Here is a 16,273-nt window from a genome sequence, read left to right on the forward strand (position 1 = left end):
TTTACTATAACCAATTACTTGGATTGATACGCCATTTATCCAATAATAATTTTTCATCAGAATTAATTTTTTCTTGTTCCTTAGCTACTTTAATAAGTGTTGAATAATTAGTTAATGTCTCAAAAGGTGTTTTAATATCAGCAAAATTTGTCGTACTTGCCGCTAGTTCATAACTAAAAATACCGATGACACCTAGAACATCAGCGCCTTCATTTTTTGCTGCATTAACTGCTTGAATAACACTTCCACCAGTTGAAATGAGATCATCAATTAAAATAGTTTTTTGTCCTTTGATTAATCGTCCTTCAATTTGTTGACCAGTACCATGATCTTTAGGCTTTGTTCTAACATAAATTAACGGTAAATTTAATTCATTAGCAATCCATGCTGCATGGGGTATTCCTGCAGTTGCCGTTCCTGCAATTACCTCTGTATCAGGATATTTTTCACGAATAATACCTGCTATGCCTTTAGCGATTCTAGTACGAATTTCAGGATAACTAATCGTTAACCGATTATCACAATAAATTGGACTTTTTAGTCCACTTGCCCAAATAAACGGCTTCTTTGGCGATAAAGTTACGGCACCAATCTCTAATAAATCACTGGCAACTGTCTCTGCTAAATTCATTTAAGCTTCCTCCCACATTTTTTTGATTGCTTGGTAAGCAGCAAACGGATCTACTGCTTGCGTTATTGATCGTCCGACAACGATGGCGCTACTTTGATTTCTTTTTGCAGCAGCTGGTGTCATTACTCTTTTTTGATCACTTACTGCCTGCCCTTCCAATCGTATTCCAGGTGTGACTGCCAAAAAGTTTTTGGAAGTTGCTTCCTTAATTATTTTAGCTTCTTGTGCTGAACAAACAACACCCGCTAATCCAGCTAATTCTGTTAACTTAGCGTAATTAACGACACTTTCAATTAATGGTCGTTCAACCAATTGTTCCGTTTCTAGTTGTTCTTGGCTGGTAGAAGTTAATTGTGTAATTGCGATTATTTTCGGCATTTTTATTGAGGAATTACCTTGGTCTAATCCATCTAATGCATATTTCATCATTTCAACGCCACCAGCCGCATGGACTGTTGTTAATGAAATACCTAGTCGACTTAAACTGGTCATAGTTTGCCGAACAGTATTTGGAATATCATGACATTTTAAATCAAGAAAAATGTCATGCCCCTGATCAATTAATTCTTCAACAAAACGAGTTCCTTCACTGTAAAACAATTCCATACCAACTTTAACAAATAGTTGTTCATCTTGAGGAAATAACTGTAAAAAATCTGTCGTTTGCATTCTATTCTGAAAATCTAAAGCAATGATAGGTCGATTAATCATTATCTACTCCCCTTAATTTTTATAGTGCTGCTACTGAAAATGACTGGCTTTCTAACGCTTGAATAAGTACATCAACAGTTTGTAAAGATGTAAACAATGGAATATGTTGCATTACTGATATTTTACGCGTTTGATAACCATATGATGCTTTATCGTGATCATCTGATAGTGTATCGATAACAAATTGAACGGTTCCAGTTTGTAACAAATTATTAATATCATCTAATTGTCGGTTAACGCTTAATGCCTCTGTACTGGTAAACGTTTTAATCTGATTATCTAAAAAGAAATCAACCATTTTTGGTAATGTTAAAACTTTGTAACCAAGTAAAACAAATCGTTGAACAAGTGGTAATATAGCATTTTTATTTTTGTCGTTAACATTTACTAATACGGAACCATTACCTGATAAACTAATATTAGCGGCTACTAATGCTTTGCAGAGTGCTTTAGAAAATGTTTGATCCGTTCCCATAACTTCCCCGGTTGATTTCATTTCTGGTCCTAGAAATGGATCAACATCATTCAATTTACTAAATGAGAACACAGGCGCTTTTACATGAACAGAACTAGATTCTGGGTATAAACCATCCTGGTAACCTTGTTCTTGCAAATCATAACCTAATATAATTTTAGTCGCTACCTGGGTCATTTTAATACCTGTTACTTTACTTAAAAATGGAACGGTACGACTGGCACGTGGATTAACTTCTAAAATATAAAGTTCATCTTGATGCACAATAAATTGAAGGTTCATTAATCCCACACATTTTAGTTCAAGTGCAATCTTTTTAGTTGCATTAACGATTTCTGCTTTAATCTTGTCTGATAGATGTTGTGATGGATATACAGCCATTGAGTCGCCTGAATGAATTCCAGCATGTTCAATATGCTCCATAATTCCTGGAATTAAGACAGAAACACCATCACAAATTGCATCTACTTCACACTCAATACCTTCAAGATAACTATCAATTAAGATTGGATGTTGTGGTGCGATTTTAACGTTATTTAGCAAATATAATTCGAGTTCAACCTGATTTTGAACAATCTCCATTGCACGTCCACCTAAAACATAGCTAGGTCTAACAAGAACGGGATAACCGATTTCTGTTGCTCGCTTAAGCACATCTTCTTGTGTTATTGCAGTCTTACCAATGGGTTGTTTTAATCCTAGATGCTTAATCGCTCGGTTGAATGACTCTCTATCCTCAGCACGATCCAAATTGTTAACAGACGTTCCTAATATTTTAATGCCATACTGTTGTAATCCCGCAGCAAGATTAATTGCTGTCTGTCCACCAAACTGAACGATTACACCTAAAGGTTTATCAACATCAATCACATTTAAAACATCTTCCAATGTTAATGGTTCAAAATATAATTTATCAGCGATTGAAAAATCAGTTGAAACGGTTTCTGGATTACTATTCATGATAATTGCTTCATATCCTGCGTCACGGATAGCTCTAACACAATGAACTGTTGCGTAATCAAATTCAACACCTTGACCAATTCTAATGGGACCAGAACCAATAACCATAATTGCTTGTTTTTTACTCTTTAAACTCTCATTCTCATGTTCGTACGTACTATAAAAGTATGGTGTGGCTGATTCAAATTCCGCAGCACAGGTATCAACCATTTTATAAACTGGAATAATATTATTTTCTATTCTAAACTTTCTAATATCCTCCGAAGTTTCGTGCCAAATATCAGCAATAACTTTATCACTAAAACCATGTTTTTTAGCTTCAATAAGGACGTCAATATCTTTAATATTGATACTTAGCGACATTTCAATTTCGACTATGTGTTTTAATTTATCCAAAAAGACTAAATTTATTTTTGTTAGTTTTTCAATTTCTTCAATTGTGTACCCGCGACGTATTGCTTCTGTTAAATAAAACAATCTCTGGTCAGTTGCATTAACCAACTGGTTTTCAAGTTGGGAGTCAGTTGCATTTTGAGCATTATCTAAGCACAAGTAATCTTCATCAATTTCTAAAGATCGAACTGCTTTTAACAAGCTTTCTTCCATATTACGACCAATTGCCATAACCTCACCAGTTGCCTTCATTTGCGTTCCAAGTGAACGATTTGCTCGATTGAACTTATCAAATGGCCAACGTGGTATTTTAGCAACAACGTAGTCCAATGCTGGTTCGAATTCAGCAAAAGTTGTTTTAGTCACTGGATTTAAAATCTCATCTAAATTCAATCCAACTGCTATTTTGGCAGCTATCTTCGCAATTGGGTATCCCGTTGCTTTTGAAGCTAATGCTGATGAACGACTTACACGCGGATTAACTTCTATAATATTATATTTAAAACTATGAGGATCTAGAGCAAGTTGTACATTACAACCACCTTCTATTTTTAAGGCCCTAATTAATTTCAAGGATACGTCTCGTAACATCTGATACTCTCTATCAGATAAGGTTTGAGTTGGTGCAAAGACAATAGAGTCTCCTGTATGAATACCAACAGGATCAAAATTTTCCATGCTACAAACAACAATTGCATTATCAGCGTGGTCTCGCATAACCTCAAATTCAATTTCCTTGTATCCTGCAATACTCTTTTCTATCAAGCATTGTGTTGTTGGTGATAGCTCTAATCCATTAACAACCGTTTTACTAAGTTCTTCAGCTGTTTTACATAGACCACCACCAGTCCCACCCATTGTAAATGCAGGTCTAACAATAACTGGGTATCCTGCAATATCTGCAAATTCTAGCGCACTCTCTAAGGTTTCAACAGTTAGTGATTCCGGAACGGGTTCATTTAACTCTTGCATTAATTGTTTAAATTGTTCACGATCTTCAGCTTGATCAATTGATTTTAATTTAGTACCTAATAATTCAATGTTTAATTCATCTAATATACCTGATTGAGACAATTCCATAGCTAAATTAAGGCCAATTTGACCACCTAAAGTTGGTACAATGGCATCTGGATACTCTTTACGTAAAATACCTGAAACTGATTCTACCGTTAAAGGTTCAATGTACACTTCGTCTGCAACTTCTTTATCCGTCATAATTGTAGCTGGATTGGAATTCACTAAAACAACTTCGTAACCCTCTTCTTTTAAAGATAAACAAGCTTGTGTACCAGAATAATCAAACTCTGCGGCCTGACCAATAATAATAGGACCAGATCCAAGAACCATTATTTTATGGATATCATTTCTCTTAGGCATATTTATTTTCTCCCAACTCGGTTTATCATTTCAATAAATTCATCAAATAAATAATCTGCATCATGTGGACCAGGCGCAGCATCCGGATGAAATTGGACACTAAATGCTGGATCAGTTTTATGTTTAATTCCTTCAACAGACTCGTCATTAATTTCACGATGTGTCACTATCAGTTTATCTGAATCGATAGAATCGCTATCCACCGCAAATCCATGATTTTGTGAGGTGAAATCAATTCGTCCAGTTGCAATTTCTCTAACCGGATGATTAAATCCACGATGTCCGAATTTCATTTTATATGTATCTGCACCGTTTGCTAGTGCTAGTAACTGATGTCCTAAACAAATACCAAAAATCGGAAATTTAGGTTGTATCATTTTGATCATCTCAACAACCTCCGGTAAAGTTTTGGGATCCCCTGGCCCATTCGATAATAGGACACCATCAGGTTGTAAATCAGATATTTGTTTTGCAGTTGCATTATACGGTAAAACAATTACGTTGCAATCACGCTTAGATAACTCTCGCAAAATACTGTGCTTTAACCCAAAATCGACTAATACAATGTTTAATTTTGTTCCAGGATTAGGATAGGGTTTAATCGTTGAAACTTGTTGGACGATATTTTGGTTGAGTACAGTTGCACTCATTGCATCAAAGGCATGATTTAAATCAGCATCGGAATCAATAATGCTTCCTTTCATCGTTCCTACATTTCGTAATTTCTTTGTTAATTCGCGTGTATCAATGCCATATATTCCAGGAATATCCTTCTGTTTTAAAAATTCATCTAAGGTTAATTGTTGACGCCAATTGCTAGAAACCCTAGCAACATTATTAACGATAACGCCCTTGCATGAAGGTTCTATTGATTCATAATCATCCAAATTAACACCATAATTACCAATAATAGGATTAGTAAACGTGATAATTTGATTACTGAATGATTGATCTGTAATCGTTTCTTGGTACCCTGTCATTCCAGTCGTAAAAACGACTTCGCCAGTAGTTGAGGCCATTGCTCCAAAACTAAATCCTTTAAAAATACTTCCGTCTTCTAAAATTAAGAATCGTTTCATGATTTACTCAACCTTTCGACTATCATATTTGATTTCACCGCTAACTAGCGTTAACATTGTTTTCCCATAAATTTTTTGCCCTGTAAAAGGACTATTTTTACCTTTTGAGACATAATCTGCTTCATTAATTGTTTGCTCATTTTTGATATCAAAAATTGCAATATCTGCTACTGAACCAGGCTCAAACGTACCACCATTTAGATTAAACTGTTTGGCTGGCGCTTCACTCATTAGAACAATAAGTTGGGCTAATGTTAAAATCCCTGTTTTAACCATTCTTGTATATAACAACGGAAAGGCCGTTTCACTTCCAGTTATACCAAAAGCGGCATTAAGCATGCTACCGCGTTTTTCATCTTCACTATGTGGTGCATGATCTGTCGCAATCATATCGATTGTGCCATCTAATAATCCCTCGATCAAAGCTAGGCGATCTTCTTCAGTTCGTAATGGGGGGTTCATTTTAAAATTACCATTATCCATATGAATGTCTGAATCCGTTAATAATAAATGATGTGGTGAAACTTCACAGGAAACATTAATTCCATGACTCTTAGCAAGTCGAATTAATTCCACACTTTCTTTTGTAGAAACGTGACACATATGATAGTGAACACCCGTTTTTTGTGCAAGCATTAAATCTCGGGCTAATTGTGATGATTCTACAACCCCCATAATACCAGGTAGCCCTAGATTTTTTGCACGAACACCTTCGTTCATGACGCCACCAAATAATAATGAGTTATCTTCAACATGAGAGACAAGTGGTAAATTAACCTTTACTGCTTCTTTCATTGCAAGATACATTGTTCCAGCTGTCTGAATACCTGAGCCATCATTTGTAAAGGCGAATGCCCCGGCTTTTTTTAATTCTCCAAAATTTACTAATTCTTCAGAAGTTCTACCTTTGGTAATTGCAGCATATTGGGAAATATGTACTTGTCCGTCTTTTTGATTACGTCGCTTTATTTCAGCAAAATGTTCTAACGTATCAGGAACAGGATCTAAATTAGGCATGGCTCCTACTGTGGTAAAACCACCTCGGGCAGCGGCCTGACTTCCTGTCTTAATCGTCTCTTTGTATTCAAATCCAGGTTCCCTGTAATGGACATGAACGTCAATTAACCCGGGTACAACAATTAAATGTTCTGCATCAATAACTAAATCAACATTTAACAGTTCATCAGCTAAATTAGTGCCAATTGCTTTAATTTTGTCGTCTTCAATCAAGATATCTTGTTGGCTAAAACTATGATTCAAAAAAACGGTTCCGTTTTTAATTAATTTCTTCATGCTCTATTAGCCTCCATTAAATGACGTCCGTTAATGACAGCTTCTAAAATGGCCATTCTAACAAATACCCCATTCGTCATTTGTTTTACAAATCGTGATTGTTCACATTCAACTAATTCACTGGCTAATTCTACATCTCTATTAATCGGACCCGGATGCATAATAATTGTTTGTTTTTTTAATTTTTTACCGCGTTCAATACTTAATCCAAATTTTTCATGATAATTCTTTTTCGAAAATTTACTATCATCCGTATGACGCTCATGTTGGACACGTAGCATCATCATAACATCAACTTCACCAACTAATTCGTCCATTTCTAAATACTGACCGTATGCTTCAAATTCTTCAGAAAACCATTCCTTTGGACCTGAAAAGTATAATGAAGCACCTAATTTTTTTAATAATTGCATATTACTTTTAGCAACTCTCGAATTAGTTAAATCTCCTACAATTGCAACTTTTAAGTCTTTAAATGTCCCAAACTCTTCTTTAATCGTCATCATATCGAGTAAACATTGTGAAGGATGTTGTCCACTCCCATCTCCACCATTGATAATACCAACTCCCAAATCATTATCACCAATTAATTGTTGATAATATTCATTCTCAGGATGGCGGATAACTGCGATTTGAGTCCCAATAGCACCCATTGTTAAAACAGTATCGTATAAAGTTTCACCTTTACTGAGTGCACTAATACTTGGATTAAATGAGACAATGTTTAATTTCATACGTTGCTCAGCTACTTCAAAGCTACTATGTGTTCTGGTACTATTTTCAAAAAATAAATTTGTTGTAAAGATAGGATGTTTTAAGTTAAATAATGACGGATTTCGTTTAAACTTTTCAGCTCTTTCAATTAATGCTTCAACTTCTTCTGTAGATAGATCCTCGATTGATACTAAATGTTGTAACTGAACTAAATTTGTCTTTTTATCTAACAAAATATCATCTCCTATTATTTTTCGCTTTTAGCTTCTTTAGGTAAAATAAGGTTTAGTGCAATACCTACTACTGTTGCAAGTGCAATACTTGTTAATTGTAAATCGCCTACTTTTAAGTACATGCCACCAATTCCTAACACTAGGATACTGGCAGTAATCATCAGATTATGCTTTTTATCATAATCAATTTGATTATCGATTAAGATTCTTAACCCACTTGAAGCAATAACACCAAAGAGTAGAAAACTAATACCACCAATAACTGGTCCTGGAATACTTTGAATCAAAGCACTAATTTTTCCAACGAAACTAAAGACAATGGCGAAGAATGCGGCGCCACCAATCACCCAAATACTATGAACCTTAGTCATGGCTAAAACACCAATATTTTCACCGTACGAAGTTGTTGGAGGACCTCCAACAAATCCAGCAATAATTGATGATACACCATCACCGAAAAGGGTTCTATTTAGTCCAGGATCCTTGAAAAAGTTTCTTTTCGTTAATTTATTTAAAACCATTATATGACCCATATGCTCAGTCATTGTGACAAATGCGATTGGTGCCATACCAATAATGGCGCTCCAATAAATTTTAGGTTGGTAATTTATAAATGCAACATCGAATGCAGGTAATGTAAGCCAATTTGCCTTTTCTACCGTAGAAAAATCAACGATTCCACATAAGACGGCCATAATGTAGCCACAGACAATTCCTAATAAAATGGGAATTAAACTAATGAATCCTTTAAGATACATATTGAAAAATATTGTAATGGCCAGGGTGAAGATTGCGACCCAAACATATTTAATATCATAAGTACCCGATTTTAACATCGCGTTACTTGCTGCTGTTGTTGCCATAGATAATCCGATGACCATGACAACTGGCCCCACGACAACTGGTGGTAAAATACGATCAAGCCAACCTGAACCAACTTTTCCGATAATAATTGAAACAATCAGATAAACTAATCCAGCTGCAATCGTTCCTTGAGCAACCGCCGGATAACCGGATGTTTTCATTAACATTTGCATAACCGCAATAAAAGCAAAACTTGAACCAAGGTAAGCTGGAATTTTACCATTTGTAATTCCGATATAAACCAAAGTACCTACACCTGAACTAAATAAAGCAATACTTGGGTTCAAACCGACTAGAATAGGTACTAAAACTGTTGCTCCAAACATCGTGAACAAATGTTGAATTGATAATCCCATCCATTGCCCAAATGATGGTCTATCATGGATATCAAGTACAGCATCATCATTTCTAAACTTTTCTTTCATTTTCTCATTTCCTTTCTATATAAAAAACGCACCTCTATAGAGAGATGCGTTCGAAGTTGAAATCTAGTTTGGGCCTACGTTATTCCCTAATAGATTTCTAAATCGTTTGCTCTCTCTGGAACATCTTAACGATTTATTATTTAATTCTTTCAATTTCAATTGAGTCTTTGCCATCAATTTCTTCTACTGAAACTGATACTTGTTCATCTGACGAGGTAGGAATATTTTTCCCAACATAATCAGCTCTTATTGGTAATTCTCTATGGCCTCGATCAACAAGAACGGCTAAATTAATAGTTTGAGGTCTTCCTTGATCCATTAAAGCATCAAGTGCAGCTCTAATTGTACGTCCAGTATATAAAACATCATCAATTAATATAACTTGCTTACCTGTAATATCAAAATCAATTTGTTCACCTTGCGTATTAACAGTTGGTTCATTACCTAAACTTGCATCATGTCGGTCATCACGATAAAGTGCAATATCTAGTGAACCCACTGAAACATCAGCACCTTCAAGTTGTTTTAAGCGATCCGCAATTCGTCTTGCTAAATAGATGCCTCTTGTTTTGATTCCAATCAGTACCAGATTATCAATACCTTTATTCTTTTCAATAATTTCGTATGTCATTCTGGTTAAAGCACGTTTCATACCTAACGAATCTACTACTTCTTTTGCCATCTAGTATTCCTCCTTTTTTCCAATAAAAAAGCCCCCTAATCTAAAAATACTTAGACTAAGAGGCAGACTTCTAGAAAAGAAATCTATTCGCACATTACCTTTTAGTCTCACAGGACTATTTTAAAGGAACTTTATTGATTTTCATGTTACCTGATAGCGTTTGTTTTGTCAAGATAATCCAGCGTACTTTTAAAAATAGGTGGGATTGGTACTTCAAAAATAAGCTCTTTACCCGTTGTTGGATGCTTAAATCCAAGCTTAGCTGCATGTAAAAATTGACCATGCCCTTTAATTGTTTTACGTGACCCATATAAGGGATCACCTACAACTGGGTGCCCAATATATTGCATGTGAACACGAATTTGATGTGTACGACCTGTTTCTAACTGACACTTAATAAGTGAGTAGTTTTCATAATTTTTTTCCACTTTAAAATGTGTCACTGCTGGACGTCCATCTTTAACAACCGCTTGCTTCATACGATCTTTTGGTGAACGACCGAGTGGTGCTTTAATAATTCCTGATTCTTCTTTAATCGGTTGGTGTACTAAAGCAATATATTCACGAATATTCGTTTTTGCTTTCAATTGAGCAGCTAATGATTGATGTGCTTTATCATTTTTAGCAACCATTAAAAGTCCAGAAGTATCCTTATCAATTCGATGAACAATTCCTGGTCTAAAGGCACCATTAATTGTTGATAAAGGACTATGGAATAATAATGCATTAACTAATGTACCATCTGCATGCCCCGGTGATGGATGAACAACCATACCTTGCGGTTTATTCACAACAATAACATCATCATCTTCATAAACAATGTCTAATGGGATATCTTGTGGTATTAAATCTAACTCAACTGGTTCAGGTTCTACTAAATTAATTTTATCTCCTGGTTGGACGGCATATTTAGTCTTTTCTGTTTTACCATTAACTAAAATATCGCCACTTTCAATCCAGCGTTGTACTTTTGATCTAGATATTTCAGGCATTAACTTCGCAATAACCTTATCGAGACGTCCTGTCTCATCTTGAATTACTAATTCTGTCATTTATCGTCTTCCTTTAAAACAATTATTAATAAAATGATAACGCCAACTGTTAACGCAGTATCCGCCACGTTAAAAATTGGAAAGTTAACAAAATCTGTTTGAAACATATCAACAACATAACCAAATCTCAATCGATCAATAAAGTTGCCTAATGTTCCAGCAATCATCAATGTAATGCTGAACTTATAGCCCATGTTTGTTCTATATTTATAAAAGTAATAAATCATTAATCCTAATGCTAAAACAGAAACAATAAAAAAGAACCATTGTTTTCCAGCCAGTAAACTCCAAGCTGCACCATCGTTTCTAATATTAGCAATCGATAAAAAATTAGGTATAACTGTTTGACTCGTGTTCAACGCAATATTAGCTGAAACCACGTATTTCACTACTTGATCTACAACTAAAATAATTATTGCTAATAATGCATATAAAATCATATTAAATCCTCTTAATTCTTAATTAATATAACCCTGAAATTAGGCCATTATCGTCAATATCCATATGATTTGCAGCTGGATCTTTAGGTAATCCAGGCATCGTTAGGACATTTCCAGTTAGTGCAACTAAGAAACGCGATCCTAATTTAGGATTAAATTCACGTATATGAATTGTAAATTCCGTAGGTGCTCCTAACAGTTTAGCATTATCTGACAATGAATACTGTGTTTTTGCCATACAAATAGGTAATTTATCCCATCCCAATTCTTTAAACTGACGTAATTGCTGTTTTGCTTTAGGTGCATATTCAACTTTAGCGCCACCATAAATCGTTTTAACAATTTTTTCAATTTTAGTTTCAGCAGAATCATCAGCCTCGTACAATGCTTTAAATTCATGAATCTCATTCGTTGTTTCAATCACCTTTTTTGCTAAATCAAGAGCACCGGCACCACCTTGTCCCCAAACATCTGCAGGTATAGCGGAAACACCAATTTCAGAGGTAAGTTCAATCAAAGTTTGGACTTCAAGATCTGTATCAGCAGTAAACTTGTTAATAGCAACAACAACTGGAATGCCATAACGCTGCATACTTTCAACATGCTTCTTTAAATTAACAAATCCTGCTTTTAAAGCAGCAACATTTTCAGTATTCAATTCAGTTTTAGCAACTCCGCCATGCATTTTCAAAGCGCGGATTGTAGCAACAAGAACAATTGTATCAGGTGTCTTACCTAAGATTGGTGTTTTGATATCAAGAAATTTTTCAGCACCTAAGTCAGCCCCAAATCCCGCTTCCGTAATTGCATAGTCGCCCAATTGTAAGGCAGTTTGTGTTGCAAGAACACTATTACAGCCATGTGCGATATTAGCAAAAGGTCCGCCGTGAATAATGGCAGGTGTATGCTCTAAAGTCTGAACTAAATTAGGTTTAATTGCATCTTTTAATAACAAACTAATTGCACCAGTTACACCTAAATCAGCAACTGTAATTGGTTTTTTATCTATATTGTATGCTACAACAATATCACTGATTCTTGATTTTAGATCTTTAATATCTTTTGACAAACACAAAATAGCCATTAATTCACTGGCAACTGTAATATCAAATCCATCTTCTCTAGGTATCCCTTGCATTGGGCCACCAAGGCCTACTACAACATGGCGTAATGCACGATCGTTAATATCAAGTACTCGTTTCCAAATGATACGTCTTTGATCAATTTTTAAATCGTTACCTTGCTGAATATGATTATCAATCAAAGCAGCAAGTGTATTATTTGCAGTTGTTAAAGCATGCATATCACCTGTAAAGTGTAAATTAATATCTTCCATTGGGACAACTTGAGAATAACCACCACCAGTTGCGCCACCCTTCATCCCCATAACAGGACCTAAAGAAGGTTCTCTGAGAGCAATCATAACTTTCTCATTCAAACGATGCATAGCATCCCCTAAACCAACTGTTACGGTTGATTTACCTTCTCCAGCTGGAGTGGGACTAATTGCTGTAACGAGAATTAACTTAGAATTTTTATTTTTAGGTAAATCTAAAGGTAAGTTTATTTTTGCCTTAAAATTACCATATGGTTCAATATCAGTTTTTTTCAAACCAATCTCGTTAGCTACTTCTTCGATTGGTTTCATCACGTTTTTTTGTGCAATTTCTATATCGTTCAAATTGATCATCCCTTCATATTAAGTTCTTTTAAGTATAACTGAGAAAACTGCGATTGTCATTAGTTGCACTACTGGTTAAAGTTACCTATACTGTAGAAGTACTTAAACTTTACGACCAATTTTGGGAGGCGTTTGATATGGAATCTGGCATTGTTGAATGGTTTAGCGCACAAAAAGGTTATGGATTCATTGCTTATGGTGATGAAAAAGAGATATTTGTCCATTATACCGCTATACAATCTGACGCATTTAAAGTACTTGGAACTGGTCAAAATGTAACATTTGAAATTAAAGAAGGTAGCCGTGGTTTACAGGCCGCAAATGTTTCAATTGTCACTAATTAATCTGTCATAAACTCATAAAACGTTCATGCTTACTTGTACTATAAGTAAACATGAACGTTTTTTTATTTTAGATTCGCCCTATAACCAATATCCATTCTGTAAAATGTTTTGTGTGCTTCAAAATCAGCAATTAACTGATAAAGTTTCTGTTGTGCATCTGCCATGTCTACGCCTGATTCATGCATAATATAAATGCGTCCACCTGCACTAACTAATTTCTTATCAACTAATTTTACACCTGCAAAATCAATTCTGTTGGAAAGTGACTTAAAGTCACTTAAATTGGGTAATGTAATATTTTTTTCAGGATTTTCTGGATACCCATCAGCGGCAATAACGACACCTAGAGTGATTCCCTCTGTTTCCCATTGTAAAGATGGACTTTCATGCTGCAATAATTTTGAAATAACTAATGCAAAATCCGTTTTTAATCTTGGTAATACGACTTCAGTTTCGGGGTCGCCAAACCGAACATTGTATTCAATTACTTTTGGACCGTCTTTAGTTAAAATTACTCCCACATATAAAATACCTGTGAATGGAATACCACGTTTCATCATTTCATCCGCTGTTGGCTGAACAATTTTTTCAATTGATTCCGTAACAACATCTTCTGAAATTTGTGGAACTGGACAATATGCGCCCATTCCGCCGGTATTAGGACCATTATCTCCCTCAAATGCCCGTTTATGGTCTTGAGAAATTGGCATCGGATAAACTTTATCTCGATCAATAAATGCCATCAATGAAAATTCTTCACCCTCAAGGTACTCTTCAATTAATACTTCTGTTGTATTAAATTGTTGTTGGACTAAAAATGAACGCAAAGCATCAGTTGCTTCTGATAGATCTTGAGCAATAATAACGCCCTTACCACCAGCTAATCCATTTGCTTTAATAACTATTGGGAATGATTGGTGCGTCATATAATCTAATGCAGTCTGGTAATCGGTAAATGTCTGATAGTTAGCTGTCGGGATATTGGCTGACGCCATAACTTGTTTCGCAAATTCCTTTGACCCCTCTAACTGGGCAGCGGCTTTTGAAGGCCCATATATAACTAGGTTTTCTTCACGAAAAAAATCAGTTATGCCATCTATCAGTGGAATTTCTGGTCCAACAAAAGTCCAATCAATGTCATTTTCACGGACAAAGGTTGTCATGCCAATCCAATTAGTGATATCAATACCCACAGATTTAATCCCGTTGTTATTCATCCCAGGGTTTCCGGGTAAACAGTAAACATCTGAGACAGTATCACTTTCAATAAATTTACGTGCGATGGCATGTTCACGTCCGCCAGAACCAATAACTAAAATTTTCATTATTTAAAATAATCCTTTCATAGGTTAAAAAGATAGACTCATTTTAACAATTTAATGTTTGAAATGACGACGGCCACTAAATACCATAGCAATATTTTTGCGATTAGCCATATCAATTGACTCTTGGTCTTTAATTGACCCTCCCGGTTGAATAATTGCCGTAATACCATGATCAGCAGCATATTCAACACTATCATCCATTGGGAAGTAAGCATCTGAAGCTAAGACAAATGGTTCTACCATCCCATGTTCTAGTGCTTGCTCTAACGCAATTTTAACCGATCCGACACGGTTCATTTGACCCGCACCAATTCCAAGTGTTTGATCCTTAGTTGCAATTACAATCGCATTACTCTTAACATGCTTCACAATTCTTTGAGCGAATAATATTGCTTCTTTTTCATCACTTGTTGGTAATTTTTCAGTTACCGTTTTTAATTCTTCCATTTGGTCAATGACTTGATCACGTTCTTGAACAAGTAAGCCACCCATCACTGAGACATATTCATATTTATCAGCTTGGTCCTTTTGACTGAAATCAATTGTCATAACACGAAGATTTTTCTTCTTAGCTAAAATATCATATGCAGCATCTGTGAAGTTTGGTGCGATAATAATTTCAAGGAATAAATGATGTAATTCAGTTGCTGTTTCTAAATCAACTTCACGATTTAAGGCAATAATGCCTCCGAAAATTGACGTTTTATCAGCATCAAATGCTTTTTTCCATGCAGCATTAATCGTTTCTCCAGTACCAACCCCACAAGGATTCATATGTTTCATCGCAACGACAGCAGGTTGCTTAAATTCTGAGACAACTTTTAAAGCAGCGTCGGCATCTTTAATATTGTTATACGATAACTCTTTACCATGTAATTGTTTAGCGGCAGCAATCGAAAAAGCATTTGGTAAAGCTGATTGATAGAAAGCCGCTTTTTGATGTGCATTTTCACCATAACGCATTCCTTGTTTGAAATCATATGTTAATGACAATTTTTCAGGAAATTCAATTTCTAATTCTTTTGTTAAATAAGATGATATTAAAGTATCATATGCAGCCGTGTGTCTAAACGCTTTAGCTGCTAATTGTCGACGAAACTGATTATCCATTTTATCATCATCGAGTTTATCTAAAACAGACGGATAATCAGCTTTATCGACAACAACATAAACAGATTCAAAATTTTTGGCAGCAGAACGCAACATTGAAGGCCCACCAATATCGATTTGCTCAATAGCTTCTGACTCAGTAATACCAGGTTTTTCAATCGTTTCTTTAAAGGGATATAAGTTTACACAAACTAAATCGATTAAGGCAATATGTTCTTCTTCTAATTTAGCCATATGAGCTGGATTGTCACGCCTTGCTAATAACCCACCATGAATCATTGGGTGTAATGTTTTAACTCGTCCATCAAGCATTTCTGGAAAGTGAGTCACATCTTCAATTCTAATTACAGCGATATCGGCATCCTTTAAAATATTAAACGTACCACCAGTTGAAATAATTTCAAATCCACGTTTGATTAATCCCTGAGCGAAGTCTGCAACACCAGTTTTATCAGATACACTTATCAAAGCTCTTTTCATCTTA

At 35.3% G+C, this 16,273-nt stretch carries 14 protein-coding genes; 1 reads left to right on the plus strand and 13 read right to left on the minus strand.

The features are described from left to right. Window positions 1-4 precede the first annotated feature (4 nt). From pyrE to AC1RPX_RS02520, 11 genes are all read right to left on the minus strand, one after another. Window positions 5-631, minus strand: a complete 627-nt coding sequence (gene pyrE / locus AC1RPX_RS02470; RefSeq protein WP_481761315.1) for an orotate phosphoribosyltransferase — start codon at window positions 629-631, stop codon at window positions 5-7. Next, on the minus strand, window positions 632-1,345 hold the full coding sequence (gene pyrF / locus AC1RPX_RS02475) for an orotidine-5'-phosphate decarboxylase (RefSeq protein WP_481761408.1): 714 nt from the start codon (window positions 1,343-1,345) through the stop codon (window positions 632-634). It abuts the gene before it with no gap. A 16-nt stretch (window positions 1,346-1,361) separates the two neighbouring features. Then, window positions 1,362-4,547: a carbamoyl-phosphate synthase large subunit gene (gene carB, locus AC1RPX_RS02480; protein WP_481761314.1), complete on the minus strand. Its 3,186-nt coding sequence runs from the start codon at window positions 4,545-4,547 to the stop codon at window positions 1,362-1,364. A 2-nt stretch (window positions 4,548-4,549) separates the two neighbouring features. After that, entirely contained in the window at window positions 4,550-5,626 is a 1,077-nt protein-coding gene (locus tag AC1RPX_RS02485) for a carbamoyl phosphate synthase small subunit (RefSeq protein ID WP_481761313.1), read from the minus strand. Between the two features lie 3 nt (window positions 5,627-5,629). Next, on the minus strand, window positions 5,630-6,919 hold the full coding sequence (locus AC1RPX_RS02490; protein ID WP_481761312.1) for a dihydroorotase: 1,290 nt from the start codon (window positions 6,917-6,919) through the stop codon (window positions 5,630-5,632). Then, window positions 6,916-7,866 (minus strand): aspartate carbamoyltransferase catalytic subunit, encoded by a 951-nt coding sequence (locus AC1RPX_RS02495; RefSeq protein ID WP_481761311.1) that lies wholly within the window; start codon window positions 7,864-7,866, stop codon window positions 6,916-6,918. The genes AC1RPX_RS02490 and AC1RPX_RS02495 overlap by 4 nt, the downstream gene beginning before the upstream one ends. 14 nt (window positions 7,867-7,880) lie before the next feature. Continuing rightward, window positions 7,881-9,155, minus strand: a complete 1,275-nt coding sequence (locus AC1RPX_RS02500; RefSeq protein ID WP_481761310.1) for a solute carrier family 23 protein — start codon at window positions 9,153-9,155, stop codon at window positions 7,881-7,883. A gap of 136 nt (window positions 9,156-9,291) precedes the next feature. Then, complete coding sequence (pyrR, locus tag AC1RPX_RS02505) at window positions 9,292-9,837, minus strand: bifunctional pyr operon transcriptional regulator/uracil phosphoribosyltransferase PyrR (RefSeq protein WP_481761309.1); 546 nt, start codon at window positions 9,835-9,837, stop codon at window positions 9,292-9,294. 146 nt (window positions 9,838-9,983) lie between these two features. After that, a complete protein-coding gene (locus tag AC1RPX_RS02510; protein WP_409022551.1) occupies window positions 9,984-10,889 on the minus strand; it encodes an RluA family pseudouridine synthase in 906 nt (301 codons plus the stop codon). Further along, a complete protein-coding gene (gene lspA / locus AC1RPX_RS02515) occupies window positions 10,886-11,329 on the minus strand; it encodes a signal peptidase II (protein WP_481761308.1) in 444 nt (147 codons plus the stop codon). Before lspA ends, AC1RPX_RS02510 begins: the two co-directional genes overlap by 4 nt. A gap of 22 nt (window positions 11,330-11,351) precedes the next feature. After that, window positions 11,352-13,010 carry a formate--tetrahydrofolate ligase gene (locus tag AC1RPX_RS02520; RefSeq protein WP_481761307.1) on the minus strand — a complete coding sequence of 553 codons (1,659 nt, stop codon included), beginning with the start codon at window positions 13,008-13,010 and terminating at the stop codon, window positions 11,352-11,354. Between the two features lie 137 nt (window positions 13,011-13,147). Here AC1RPX_RS02520 and AC1RPX_RS02525 point away from each other — a divergent pair, with 137 nt between their 5' ends. After that, entirely contained in the window at window positions 13,148-13,354 is a 207-nt protein-coding gene (locus AC1RPX_RS02525) for a cold shock domain-containing protein (protein ID WP_409022794.1), read from the plus strand. Between the two features lie 62 nt (window positions 13,355-13,416). On the opposite strand, the gene purD is transcribed toward AC1RPX_RS02525, so the two are convergent. Next, entirely contained in the window at window positions 13,417-14,679 is a 1,263-nt protein-coding gene (purD, locus tag AC1RPX_RS02530; protein ID WP_481761306.1) for a phosphoribosylamine--glycine ligase, read from the minus strand. Window positions 14,680-14,730: 51 nt separating this feature from the next. Then, entirely contained in the window at window positions 14,731-16,269 is a 1,539-nt protein-coding gene (gene purH / locus AC1RPX_RS02535; RefSeq protein ID WP_481761305.1) for a bifunctional phosphoribosylaminoimidazolecarboxamide formyltransferase/IMP cyclohydrolase, read from the minus strand. Window positions 16,270-16,273 lie beyond the last annotated feature (4 nt).

The sequence above is a fragment of the Dellaglioa sp. CoH-56-MRSF-14 genome (genome assembly GCF_056782115.1).

What these genes read in the sequence shown, in the direction of transcription:
- AC1RPX_RS02490 (WP_481761312.1), bottom strand. Translation starts at nt 6,919, where the DNA reads ATGAAGAAATTAATTAAAAACGGAACCGTTTTTTTGAATCATAGTTTT.
- pyrR (WP_481761309.1), bottom strand. Translation starts at nt 9,837, where the DNA reads ATGGCAAAAGAAGTAGTAGATTCGTTAGGTATGAAACGTGCTTTAACC.
- carB (WP_481761314.1), bottom strand. Translation starts at nt 4,547, where the DNA reads ATGCCTAAGAGAAATGATATCCATAAAATAATGGTTCTTGGATCTGGT.
- AC1RPX_RS02510 (WP_409022551.1), bottom strand. Translation starts at nt 10,889, where the DNA reads ATGACAGAATTAGTAATTCAAGATGAGACAGGACGTCTCGATAAGGTT.
- AC1RPX_RS02500 (WP_481761310.1), bottom strand. Translation starts at nt 9,155, where the DNA reads ATGAAAGAAAAGTTTAGAAATGATGATGCTGTACTTGATATCCATGAT.
- purD (WP_481761306.1), bottom strand. Translation starts at nt 14,679, where the DNA reads ATGAAAATTTTAGTTATTGGTTCTGGCGGACGTGAACATGCCATCGCA.
- AC1RPX_RS02525 (WP_409022794.1), top strand. Translation starts at nt 13,148, where the DNA reads ATGGAATCTGGCATTGTTGAATGGTTTAGCGCACAAAAAGGTTATGGA.
- purH (WP_481761305.1), bottom strand. Translation starts at nt 16,269, where the DNA reads ATGAAAAGAGCTTTGATAAGTGTATCTGATAAAACTGGTGTTGCAGAC.
- pyrE (WP_481761315.1), bottom strand. Translation starts at nt 631, where the DNA reads ATGAATTTAGCAGAGACAGTTGCCAGTGATTTATTAGAGATTGGTGCC.
- AC1RPX_RS02485 (WP_481761313.1), bottom strand. Translation starts at nt 5,626, where the DNA reads ATGAAACGATTCTTAATTTTAGAAGACGGAAGTATTTTTAAAGGATTT.
- lspA (WP_481761308.1), bottom strand. Translation starts at nt 11,329, where the DNA reads ATGATTTTATATGCATTATTAGCAATAATTATTTTAGTTGTAGATCAA.